Source organism: Nostoc favosum CHAB5714 (assembly GCF_020829495.1).
Lineage (GTDB): Bacteria > Cyanobacteriota > Cyanobacteriia > Cyanobacteriales > Nostocaceae > Nostoc > Nostoc favosum.
On sequence record NZ_JAIVFQ010000019.1, the window covers coordinates 35464 to 48037 of the forward strand.

The 12574-nt window shown below is 37.7% G+C and carries 11 protein-coding genes; 9 read left to right on the forward strand and 2 right to left on the reverse strand.

Annotated features, from left to right (window positions below):
* Positions 1-29: 29 nt before the first annotated feature.
* Positions 30-596, reverse strand: coding sequence for a DNA polymerase IV (dinB, locus tag LC586_RS15275; protein ID WP_229485626.1), 567 nt, complete (start codon positions 594-596; stop codon positions 30-32).
* Positions 597-832: 236 nt separating this feature from the next.
* Here dinB and LC586_RS15280 point away from each other — a divergent pair, with 236 nt between their 5' ends.
* Genes LC586_RS15280 through LC586_RS15285 form a run of 3 tightly spaced genes read left to right on the forward strand, consistent with a single transcriptional unit; the run spans position 833 to position 1285 of the window.
* Positions 833-997, forward strand: coding sequence for a cryptochrome/photolyase family protein (locus tag LC586_RS15280; protein ID WP_229485627.1), 165 nt, complete (start codon positions 833-835; stop codon positions 995-997).
* Positions 998-1013: 16 nt separating this feature from the next.
* Positions 1014-1148 carry a hypothetical protein gene (locus LC586_RS40645; RefSeq protein ID WP_267921679.1) on the forward strand — a complete coding sequence of 45 codons (135 nt, stop codon included), beginning with the start codon at positions 1014-1016 and terminating at the stop codon, positions 1146-1148.
* Complete coding sequence (locus tag LC586_RS15285) at positions 1145-1285, forward strand: hypothetical protein (RefSeq protein ID WP_229485628.1); 141 nt, start codon at positions 1145-1147, stop codon at positions 1283-1285. Before LC586_RS40645 ends, LC586_RS15285 begins: the two co-directional genes overlap by 4 nt.
* A 636-nt stretch (positions 1286-1921) precedes the next feature.
* Here LC586_RS15285 and LC586_RS15290 read toward each other — a convergent pair.
* A complete protein-coding gene (locus LC586_RS15290; protein ID WP_229485629.1) occupies positions 1922-2281 on the reverse strand; it encodes a hypothetical protein in 360 nt (119 codons plus the stop codon).
* A 285-nt stretch (positions 2282-2566) separates the two neighbouring features.
* Here LC586_RS15290 and LC586_RS15295 point away from each other — a divergent pair, with 285 nt between their 5' ends.
* The 6 genes from LC586_RS15295 (at position 2567) to LC586_RS15320 (ending at position 12519) form a co-directional block, all read left to right on the forward strand.
* Complete coding sequence (locus LC586_RS15295) at positions 2567-2854, forward strand: hypothetical protein (protein ID WP_229485630.1); 288 nt, start codon at positions 2567-2569, stop codon at positions 2852-2854.
* Between the two features lie 676 nt (positions 2855-3530).
* Positions 3531-4301 (forward strand): hypothetical protein, encoded by a 771-nt coding sequence (locus tag LC586_RS15300; RefSeq protein WP_229485631.1) that lies wholly within the window; start codon positions 3531-3533, stop codon positions 4299-4301.
* Positions 4302-4498: 197 nt separating this feature from the next.
* Positions 4499-5191, forward strand: coding sequence for a ferritin-like domain-containing protein (locus tag LC586_RS15305; RefSeq protein WP_152592808.1), 693 nt, complete (start codon positions 4499-4501; stop codon positions 5189-5191).
* A gap of 296 nt (positions 5192-5487) precedes the next feature.
* Positions 5488-8025, forward strand: coding sequence for a two-partner secretion domain-containing protein (locus LC586_RS15310; RefSeq protein ID WP_229485632.1), 2538 nt, complete (start codon positions 5488-5490; stop codon positions 8023-8025).
* A gap of 247 nt (positions 8026-8272) precedes the next feature.
* Positions 8273-10024, forward strand: a complete 1752-nt coding sequence (locus LC586_RS15315) for a ShlB/FhaC/HecB family hemolysin secretion/activation protein (RefSeq protein ID WP_229485633.1) — start codon at positions 8273-8275, stop codon at positions 10022-10024.
* On the forward strand, positions 9976-12519 hold the full coding sequence (locus LC586_RS15320) for a CHAT domain-containing protein (RefSeq protein WP_229485634.1): 2544 nt from the start codon (positions 9976-9978) through the stop codon (positions 12517-12519). The genes LC586_RS15315 and LC586_RS15320 overlap by 49 nt, the downstream gene beginning before the upstream one ends.
* Positions 12520-12574 lie beyond the last annotated feature (55 nt).

Genomic DNA, 12574 nt, shown 5'->3' on the forward strand with positions numbered 1-12574 from the left:
CCGTAACTTCTCCAATCCCGTGAAACTTTTCAATTGGCAGTTGCTCTACAAAGGCGTAGACGCTCGCGGCTTGTCGTAGACATCGCTTCCTCTGGCAAAATCACCGTTAGTCCATTCGGCTTGTTCTGCCCTGATGCCATTTTTGCAAGAAACTTGTTAATCGACACGCCTGCGGTTGCCGTTAACTGGGTTTCCTGGAAAATCGCAGTTTTGATATGTCTTGCGATCGTAGAAGCATAGGGGATACTTTGCTTATTCTCAGTAACATCTAGATATGCTTCATCTAGTGCAACTCCTTCCACTAAATCAGTGTAATGCTTAAAGATAGCGTGGATTGCAGTAGAAATCTCTCGGTAAACGTCGAATCTCGGTCTGACAAATATAAGTCCGGGGCATTTAGTGAACGCAGTTACTGACGGCATCGCGGAGTGAATCCCAAACTTACGAGCTTCATAACTGGCGGCTGCAACTACGCCTCGCTGATTCGGGCTGCCACCGACGACTAACGGTTTTCCTCGGTAGCTAGCGTTGTCCCTCTGTTCTACCGATGCGTAAAAAGCATCCATATCTACGTGAACTATCTTCCTCGTCTGCATTGTTGTTGAAGTATTACCATTTCTACCAAGCGGCGGGAACGACTATTCTCTGGTAAATTTGTGATTCAATCTGGATATTTGAGAAATTCCTCACGACAATAGTACATTAGCACTAGCGCTTTTGGGCTTTCATCTGCTTTTTCATTGAGAAAGTTTTTGTAACAATAACGTTACACTTGATTGAGTAGCATTTTGTCATCACATTGCCAACGCACGGTATAAGAGGGAGCAAGGGCATGACTATTGGTGTTTGGGTTCTCGGAGATCAACTTTGGGCTGGCCAGTCAGCGCTAGAGAGTTGCCAACAACAACACCAACAGACTCCTGTGATTTTTATCGAATCTCTTGCCCATGCAGGGCAACTTCCTTATCACTTGCAAAAACTGGTATTTCTTTCTTGAAGGGCGTATTGGGGGTGTGATTTATTTCGAGGATATAAAAATTGGGTTAATTGCAGTGTCGGCAGATTATCCCCCTACCGATGCAGTTAAGTATTCACGTTTTACTGAGATGATTCAACTGTCTGCTCCTAATGGCAATGACCGCAATTGAGAGAAGTACAACTTATAGATGTTTCAAGAAGTGCGATTACGTTTCTTGATAGGGCAGCCGCAGTTTTCAATTTATGGTTGTTAGAACGGGGTTTTGTTGGGTTGCAACAAGACAAGATGATTTCTCAAGGGCGGTGACTCTCAAGAAAATACTCTACTGAGTTATTCATCTCAACAGAGTATATAAATTTACATTTATTACCTTTCACTAAAATTTATTTTGTACAATAGGAAGTATTCATGCCTCTGTATAAGTACTGGAAATATTGATTGGAGCGATCGCCAACTTTTCTTTTCCATTAATTCGCCTCCACATAGTTAGTGGAGCGACAAATAAAAAATCGCTGTACAATTTCAAGCAATTCACCTTCACCAAAAGCGATTGTCTCTTGCTACTAATGCTGACCAGAGTACCGTATCAACTTTAGACATCTTGCAAAAGTAACAAATGCCAAGATGTTGGGGTGCATGTTAAAGGGAAAGGGGAAATTTCATCCCTTTACCTTTACCCCACAATGCCAAGAATATTCAGGCTCCTCTGACTGGCTTAACTGTGCAGTAATAGGACTGTAAATTAGAGTAAACTGGCTTTTAATTTCAAAACCTGGAAGATAGCCACCGTGGAACGGGATATTTGACCGAACAATTCGCAATTCGCAATTCGCAATTCGCAATTAATAATACCCCACGCATGAATCGCTTGCTCTGAATATTGATACTACGTGTTTTGTTTCTTTTCATAATTGAAATTAGGGGCTTTGACTCCAAGGTGAATCAATTATCAATTACGTCCGCAATTGCGAATTGCGAACTGCGAATTGCGAATTGGAAATGACTCCATCTAATAATTTGTGCATCTAGCAATTCTTGAAACTCAACAGCGTTTACTGTCGCCTCATCCAAGAGAGTTTGGCTATCTGCAATTATCGATAACTTCAGAGTCAGCAAAAGTATCGTTTGTATTTCTAAAGAATCGTCTACCGAGGTAACTTGTGTACAAGACTCATCTACATAAAAACCAAATTGGCTTTTAAAATGTGAAAAGCTCGGTGTTTGAAGTTGTTGACTAAGATATGATAACAATCCGGTATCCGGATCTGATAGAATCTGGCGAACGATGGGGATTTGTGTCATAAATGTTTTACGAGTTTTGGATTAAACCTTTCTGAACAATTTCACTTGATTTAAGCACTCTAGGACATCCATCAAACTGACGAAACTTAGCTCAACCGTTCTATTGATTTACTTAAAGCATTTTTCGTGCTGCTTTTACGCCAGATATTAATAAATTCTTCAGCAAAGGACTGGTATTTCCCATAGATTTACAGTAGAGTGTTTATTCCGTGCAAATTATTTATACCTACCTTCCCCGACTTTGCTCATCCAAATTTTAAGCCAATGCCTTTGAGGGAACAGCTAATGAATACTTCTAATGAGATACATACAAAAAAAATCATCAAAAAATCCGACAAGCTTACTCTGAAACAGATGAAGTTGATCGAAGAAGCAGAAGACCAACTTCTTCAAACTGATAGTGTCAAATATACAGCCCCTGTGATTGAGGAAAAACCAGTAATCACTACAGAGCCTAGAGTTTCTGACTATATTCCATTCCTTGACAATCCTCCAGTACAATCTGTGGGCAACTCTGGCTGGCAGGTTTCTGATGTCTGGCGGGATATTCGGGTGGATGATTTTTGTAATTAAAGTAGACAATTTGTATTCCCAGACGGTTCAGCATCAAGGCGGTTGCAGCTATCCACGATCCAAATGTCAGAGATTGAGGAACAGGCACGAAGCAAGGGAAAAAAGTTTTCCTGAATGCATTCTTGTGCAGCAATACCTCTGTATCTTCGTTAAACCAATATTATGGCAACCGCCTGAGCAACTTTTGTAAACTATCTTTTCACTAAGTCAAAGCTATAGTTGAATCGTGCTTATAATAAGTTACGGCTAACTATTAACGTGAAGTTAGCACCTTGTAAGTGTGTATCGCTGGATTACGCATCAAAGGCGATACCAAAGACAAGCAAAATTTATCGGCAGCGCAATAGTTTCTATTCCGTTGCCAACATGCACACCCGCTTACGCATGTTGGTGAAAGTGTTGTGTCTGGGGGGGGGGGAATGGTATTAATCGTATTTAATATCGGATAAAAGATAAGGGTTACTTTTCTAAATTAAATGAAAGCCGCTGTTAGTAGAACTCTTGCGGTATAATTTTAAACTTTATTTTCCTATCAACTAAGAGTTAGCTAGATTTTAGGAACCATTGGTTCCCAAGATATCTGACTCCTGATTGAATTTCGGCGTATTCTAGAAATTACTCTCTTTAAATCAGTGAACAGTTAACAGTAAACAGTTATCACGGTTTCTGACTGATAATGCGGATACTTGATAACACACAGCTAAAACAACGGCTAATGCTTGATTATTTGACGGCGGGTATTGCATTTTGGATGACTTTGTTTGGAGTACAAGAGTCGTTGTTAGAATTTCGCCTGGGTTATCTCGGTCGCTACTGGTTTCTTGCAATTAGTGCTAGCTTACTCCTAAGCTTTTTGCTCTCTGCCCCGATTACGATCGCACTAATCATTAAATTTGGAGTAGATCCTTTCACTTTCCCAGGTAATGTTATTCTTTGTGCTATCGCTGCGGTAATCTTTGGTGTGATTCTCAGTCTGGCGCAGTGGCTGATACTTCGCCAAACCGAGATGACACCAAGAGTCTTTGCACTAATCAATACAGTTATTGGAACTCTTGTCTACTTCTTACTGGTGTGGGTCAATGAAGGTACTCTGGAGTGGAGCGGTAATCCCTTTGGCGGCTGGAAAACTGTCCTCATTTTTTTAGCTGGTGGTGCGATTACCGGAGCAGCCACTGGCATTGCTTTGGATTTCTACTGTGGGCGAGTGGAGCGGCGATTAATTCAGCTTGAGAGAGAACGGGTTGAAAGAGAAGCCACAGAGAGAGAAAGAATAGAAAGAGAAGTACTGGAAAGGAAAAAGCAAGAAATAGAAAAGCTTGAAAGGGAAGCCCTAGAGAGATTCAGGATCGAAAGAGAAATGGCCTTAGCTGAAGAGAAAAAGTGGTATGAAGAACATGGTGATGATGATTTCGATTATGAGGATGATGAAGATGAAGATGAAGAATAATATTTGAGTATTACTTTACACACTAAACCGGACTTGCAACTACATAATTGTTTAATTTCTTAATAAATCAATCTCTTTGTTATATTTGCGATAAAACTTCAGTAATTCTAGATAAGCACATTGTACTATTAGGGGCCAAAAAATATTAGAGTACTACCATAAGAAATGTAGCTTACAAAACTTAGCAGAAATACCTGATGAATTTTTTGACTTATCTCATGCATCTAGCAAGCTCAGGAGCTGTTGCTTACTATACCGCTTCCCAGATCCGCGACTCTAAAACTCGCCCTATTGTACTTAAGGGTTTACATTTATCAGAGGCTGGTTCCGTTGGATTTCTGTCTGCACTTAGTGAGCGTGCAGCTAATGAAGGCGATACATGGCTAGCAGAAAAATTAAAAAAACACGCATTGGATGAAACTAAGCATAGCCAAATTTTTGCTCATGCGTTAAAGCAAATAGATAAAAATTTCATAGATTCAGAGCCGAAAATTGCACCTAAAGGTCAATCAAAACAGGGGCGTAGTCCTCTCTTTGCCGCCTACTATGAAGGTTATAGCAAAGAACAACTTAGCCCTGCCGTGATTGACTGGGATATCTTTATGGCGAGTACTTATATTATGGAGTTGGATGCTGGTAAAGACTATATGCGAATGGCGAATGTATTGCCTGATGATGAGCGTGCCACTCATAACTTAAAGTTGGGGATGTTAAGCATAGCTAAAGATGAAACAGGTCATGCTGCCTACCTTTATGAAGCAATGATGCGGCGAATGCCTGCGAGGCAAGTGCAAAAATTAGTTGATGAATGGCGCACCCGTAAAGTTCAGGCAGTATTTAAAGTAATTGATTATGTCCTTAAAGACACCGACACGATAGAAGCAGCATAACATCTTTAAATAAAATAAGTAGGTAGGCGAGAAAACTTATAACTATGTCATTGCAGAATCGAAGTAAAGCAATCACAAAAAATTTTTAAATTTTTAAATTTTTACATTTTGTTACATAGTTAGGTTTATTTGTACCTACCTACTTAGTAGTCATTATTAAGCTAATTGAATCTCTAAGCAGAAGTTCTTCAAAGTTTATTCCTGAATCCTTTTAAGAATTTTCCTAATAGGTATCTAAAAGCTATTTTTATCTATCAATTAAAATTTGCTTCCTTATTTAAAAAGACGAAAACTTTATGAAGACTATCATCAATACGTTTCTAATTACAGTTTTTATTTCTTTTGCAAGCATCTTTCCTTCTGAGGCTCAAATTACTCCAGATATTAGTTTACCTAATAACACTGATATCAAAATAGAAGGAAATAATCGAATTATTGAAGAGGGCACTCAGGTAGGAAACAACCTTTTTCATAGTTTTCAAGACTTTTCTATACCAACCGGAAACACAGTTATATTTAATAACACTTTAAATATTCAAAATATTATTACTAGAGTTACTGGTGGATTAATTTCTAATATTGATGGACTGATAAAAGCCAATGGAACAGCTAACTTATATTTGATGAATCCAAGTGGAATCACTTTTGGAGCAAATGCTCGATTAGACATTGGTGGTTCTTTTTTAGCAACTACAGCAAATAGTATTAAATTTATTGATAGTATAGGATTTAGTGCTACGGAACCTCAATATCCTCCTTTGCTAACATTAAATGTACCTGTTGGCTTGCAGTTTTATGATACCCTCGGAGAAATTAATGTGCAAGGTAATGGTTTTCCCATTCAGAACTCTATCTTGAGATCCCCTATAGATGCAAGTGTAATTTCTACGGGTTTACAAGTAAAGCCTGGAAATACCTTAGCTTTAATAGGAGGAAAGATATTATTGGATGGAGGAGTCCTTAGTGCCAAAAATGGAAGAATTGATTTAGCAGGTATACAGCAAGGAGAAGTTAATATTAAGCCCGAAGATAACAGGTTATTCTTAACCTATGAAAAAAACATGACTTTTAGAGATATAAGCTTTTTAAAAAATGCTTTAGTTTATGTTAATAGCACAGAAGGTAAAGGAAATACTATTAATATTCGGGGAAACGATGTAAAAGTATTAAATGGTGCGCTAATTATGAGCCAAAATCAGGGATTTAAGCAAAATGGAGAACTTAGTGTTAACTCTGAAGTTTTGGAAGTTAAAGATGCATCAGAATTTGGTATTAGCGGTATCTATACTAGCAACTTTGGAAACACGCCTGGAGAAAATATTGAACTTAATTCAAATAAAATAACTATTGGGGGAGCGCAAATAGCTACTACTACTTTTAGTAATGCTCCAGGTGGTGAAATAATAGTAAATGCTAACGATTATTTAAAAATTACTGGTTCTACTCCATCTGATGTTAATCAATTTGGATATGGTGCTATTAATAGTTTCAGTTATATTAATTATGGAGATAGTGGAAATATTACTGGAGTAATCAAGAATTTGATATTAGAAGATGGGGGTAATATAACTACAGCTTCTAGTTCTTTTGGTAATGCTGGGAATTTAAAATTAAGTACACAAAATATTACACTCAAGAATGGAAGCAGTTTAGGAGCTACAACTTTTAATAGTGGGAAAGGAGGTAATGTTTTAATAAATGCGAATAATACCATAAACATTATAGGTAGGTCGCCTATTGTCGGCCCTAGTACAATTAATGCTGCTACTTTTGGTAGTGGTAATGCTGGAAATTTAGAAATTAATACCTCAAAGCTAATGATCAGAGATGGTGCGGGTATATCTACAAGTACCGTATCGTTTGGAAGTGCTGGGAATATTAATATTAACGCTTCTGGTTCAGTAGATATTTCAGGAGTAGATTCAAATTCAAAACTTCCTAGTTTTATAGATTCATCAGGAGCTATTTTAGATAATAGTTTGAGGATTAGATTTAATAGAGTGCCTCCTACTCCTACTGGAAACGCAGGCAAATTAATTATTAATGCTGAACAAGTGAATATTGATAACAATGCTCAAGTTAGTGTTAGAAATAATGGCTCAGGTAATGCAGGAATACTTGAAATTAAAGCTAAAGACATTAACATCACAAACAACGGCGGCGTTACCGCGACCACTGCCGTAGGTGAGGGAGGTGACATTATCTTCAATGCGAACAATGTTCTATTACGCAATAGCAATATCTCTACAACTGCTGGACAGCAAGAAACCAAGGGGAACGGTGGAAACATTAATATTAATACGGAACTATTGCTTCTCTTAGAGAATAGCAAGATTACAGCAAATGCCTTTGAGGGGCGGGGTGGTAATGTCACTATCAATACTCAAGGAATCTTCCCTTCTTCTGATAGTAAAATTACAGCTACTTCAGACAGAGGAATTGACGGTATAGTTCAAATAAATACTTTACAATTTGATTTCATTAAAGCAGCGTTCGTTCCACCAGCAATTAATATTCCTACAGTTGCTCAGATTTGCGCTACGCAATCGGGTAAAGCACCTAATGAGTTTGTGGACAGAGGATCTGGGGGTATTCCACAAAGCCCAAGCGATCCCCTCAACAGCACTTATGGCTGGAGAGATGAGCGACAACCTATTTCCACTAAACAATCACAACAGCCAATACAGATCGAAGTAGATCAAGAATATGTAGAAGCACAAGGATGGAAAGACAATGGAAATGGTACAGTAAGTTTTACAACTAAACCAAAAGAAGTGATTTCTTATGGTTCTTTATCAGACTCACCTTGTCACAATTCTCAGAAATATAAATAGAAGGATACAGAGAGCATTGAAATAAAACAGCAGCTTTATGTAGCTAAACATAATTAATGACATAATTTCATTGCGAATGCAGCGAAGCCTAATGTAGGCGAAGCATTCTCGAAGGGTAGCAATCCCAGTCCTTGCGATTTCTATCAGGGCAAACGCGAGGGCTGTAAATATTTTTGTTCATCTACTTAGCTGCTTTTATTAGATAATGAAAAAGTTTAAAAAGTTGCTTCTATGTTAAGAAAATGCTATGTCGTCCAAATATCGATACTTAAATGTGTTCGGAGCAACTTTTTTTCTAGCAATTCCGATATCAACAACTAACCCGCTTTTAGCAAAAACAGCACCTCCAAGACTCTTTACACAGCAAATACCAACAATTCCTCAGAGTCCACAAGTTCCTTCTCCAATAGAAAGAAGAGAAGAACTGCAAATACCTCCTGCTTCAGTGCCTATGCCTGAAATTCCCAAAATAAACCGAGAAAAAATTAAAGTTGAAAGGTTCATATTCAAAGGCAATACTGTCTTATCAACTCAACAACTAGAATCAGTAGTTGCTTCTTACACAGGCAGAGAAATTACATTTTCAGAATTGCTCGAAGCTCGTACAGCAGTCACGAGGCTGTACACTGAACAAGGATATCTAACTTCTGGAGCCTTCTTTCCTGTTAAAGAGAATCAAGCGATTACAGCCAGTGGAGGAGTAGTCACTATACAAATTGTTGAAGGCAAGTTAGAGAAAATCAATGTTATGGGTAGCGCACGATTACAAAATTATATTCGTGAACGCTTACGGACAAACACTACTGAAGTATTTAATAGCAAACATTTGCTGACAGCTTTGCAATTATTGCAAACAGATCCTTTGGTTGAGAAAATTTCTACAGTTATAGATAAAGGCTCTCAATCAAGTACTTCTGTTTTAAACGTTACAGTCCAAGCACGTCAACCCTTTAGAATTGAAGCTTTCTTAGATAACTCTCGCTCACCTGCCATTGGCAGTTTTCAGAGACGAGTTGAGTTAAGCAATGCTAACCTCTTGGGACTAGGAGATCGGTTGAGTCTGGGGTATAGAAACACTGAGGGCAGTAATACTCTAACAGCTGATTATTCTATTCCTCTCAATTCCCAAAACGGGACTGTGCAGTTTTTTTATGCAAATTCTTCTGCCAATGTTATTGAGCGTCCTTTTAGCAGACTAGATATTCTTTCTGGTGCTCGTGCTTACGAAGTGACTTTGCGTCAGCCAATACTACGACAAGCCAGCCCTAATTCAACTCAAGAATTTGCTTTAGGATTGACAGCTTCCCGACTAGAGAGCGAGTCATCATTACTCAACACTCCTTTTCCTTTAAGTGCTGGCGCAGATTCTAAAGGGCGAACGCGAATTTTCGCTCTCAGATTTTTTCAAGAATGGACACAACGCACAAGACAAGGAGCATTATTGGCACGCTCCCAGTTCAATTTGGGAGTTGGTGCAATTGATGCCACAGTTAACGATTCCGCTCCTGACAGTCGCTTCTTCTCTTGGCGAGGACAAGCTTCATGGCTACAGCGTTTAGCAGCGAATGGTACATCCTTGGTTGTCAGAGCAGATATTCAGCTAGCTTCTCGCCCTCTTGTGCCATTAGAACAATTTGCTAATGGTGGTATAAATTCGGTCAGGGGTTACAGACAGGATACATTTTTGTCTGATAACGGAGCTTTACTATCAATTGAAGCACGTATTCCCGCTTGGAGAACAGACACTGAACAATTACAGGTCATTCCCTTTTTTGATGTGGGAACTTCCTGGAATAATACTACTGGTAAAGATACTGGAATAACAGTATTTACAGGAACACTGGCATCTATCGGGCTTGGTATACAGTACCAGTTAGAAGATCGCCTTAATGCTCGTCTTGATTGGGGCGTTCCTTTGATCCCTGCTGACACTAACTCAAATTTAGAAACATGGCAAGAAAACGGATTTTATTTTTCTATCAATTACCGACTGCTTTAAAATATTTAATCTTGGGACTATCTTTAACGGTAGTGATAGTTTTATGTCAAGTCCAAGCCAAATCCCAAACTTCTGCAAATTTAGAACAGTCTCAAGCACAACTTCTCAATCAACAAGGATTTGAAGAGTTAAATAAAGGACAGCCTCAAGCCGCATTACAAACATGGAAAGCAGCTTACAATATTTACTACAAATTAAAAGATTCTGATGGCATTGCTGGTAGCTTAATTAATCAAAGTTTAGCACTACAAGCAAGTGGTTCATATCTTAGTGCTTGTCAAACTCTAAGCAAGATTCTAGAGCTAGAGGATTGGATTTGCTCTAGCCCGATTGAATTACGGGAAATTTCTCAACAAGCCTATCTAGAGACGTTAAAGTTTGCTTTGGAAAAACAGCCATTTTCAAGAGTCAGAATTATTGGACTCCGCAATCTAGGTGATGTGCTGCGGCTGATTGGTAATCCAGAAGCATCTTCGATTATATTATTCAATGCTATGGCAATGGCTGAAACTCTAGATTCAAAACAATCAGATATTTATAATCAAATTTTATTGAGTTTAGGTAATACAGAACGTGCCCTTTACATCCAAGCTAAAGGGAAATATCAGCTAACTGATGATGTATTTACTAAACAGAAATCACTTAAAAAACTTAAGTCAAAAGCTCAAAATGCTCTGAAATTTTATCAAGAGTTAGCAGGCAGAAAACAAAATGTACTTCCCCTGCAAGCAAAAATCAACCAGTTAAGTTTAATCTTAGAGATAGAAAAGTGGAAGAGCATAGTAATTTTAGAAAATCCAACTACAAATGAATACCTTCAAACATTAGTTAATAGCTTATTAAGTCGCCCGGAAAGATTTGAATCATTCCCTGCAATCGAATCTATCTATGCTCAACTTAATATCGCTCAGAGTTTAGTGCAAATTGACCAAGATATCCAGTTAAAGCAACTTGTTTTCTCCAGAAAAGATAATCCGTTATCAATTTCATTACTATTAGCGAATAAAGCTAACACTTTAGCCCAAAAGCTGAATAATAACCGAGCCGAATCTTATGCATTAGGAACGATTGCTACCATCTACAACTCTTTAGGTAAAACACTTGAAGCAACACAATATTTTGAAAAAGCTATGGGACTAGCTCAATCAGTACAAGCTTGGGATATTGCTTATGAGTGGCAATGGCAATTAGGACGTTTATATCGAGTCTTAAGAAAAGTTGATAAAGCCAATCAAGTATATGAATCTGCTATTAACAGTCTTGAACAAGTTCGAGGTAATCTTCTAGGGGTAAACCCGGAAATTCAATTTAATTTCAAGGATAAAGTTGAACCTATTTACCATGAATATATGGAGTTGTTATTTTCCCAAGATGAGGTAAAGTCAAAACGAGCAGTTGAAATTCAAGAGAAGCTAAGACTCGCTGAAATAGAGAATTTTTTACAATGTGGTAGATTGAATTTATCTTCTTTAAGGAATGAACAAACTCTAAAAGAATTATTTCCAATTATTTATTTAATTAAGTTGAGAGAGCAAGTAGAAGTAGTTGTTAGAACACCCCAAAAATTTTATCGCCATACAGTAGACTTTAACCAAATAGCTGACCCCATTGATAATTTACTTAAAATTGTTCAAAAAAAGCAGTTTGTTAGAACTGAAGATGTTAACTATTTTATCTATTCTAAAACTCTTTATAACCTCTTGTTTTCTCCGATTAAGCAGTATCTTCCTAGTTCAGGAAGTTTAGGATTTGTTCTAGATAGCTATTTCCAGAATTTACCTATCGATATGTTATATGATGGAAAAAAATATTTGACTGATTCATATAGCATTGTCACAGCTTCAAGCTTTCAACAATTGCACAATCATTCGGCTAAATTCCAAAATTCTAATATTTTAATTGGCGGGATTTCTCAACCTAGTCCTAGTCTTAACGACCCCTCAGTTCCTAAAAATTTACCAGCTTTGCCAGAAGTCAAAGCAGAAATTGAAAATATCAAAAAAAATACTACTTCTGTTTTAACTTTAATTGATAGTGATTTTAATAGTCGCAGCTTTCAACAAAAAATTGAAAAAAATTCATTTTCTTTAGTTCATTTGAGTACTCACGCTCAATTCAGTTCTGACCCTGAACAAACCTTTGTCTTGACTTGGGACAAACCTTTAAATGTCAAAGACTTGAAATTTTTGCTCAAAAATGAAGGCGACACAATTAATTTACTTGTTTTAAGTGCTTGTCAAACTGCAAAGGGTGATAAACGCTCTGCCCTTGGAATTGCTGGAATAGCTGTACAAGCCGGAGCACGCAGTACATTAGCTAGTTTGTGGCTAGTTGATGCTGATTCTACTGCTCTATTGATGGAGGAGTTCTACAAAGGATTGAAAAATGGACTTGTTTTACCAGAAGCACTAAGACTTGCAAAACTGAGTTTGTTGTCTAGTGAAAAATATTTCCATCCCTATTACTGGGCTGGCTTTATTCTTGTTGGCAACTGAGTCAAAAAGCATGTCAGTGGAAGCATAAGTTGTCTACTGCTTCCATTTATAGACC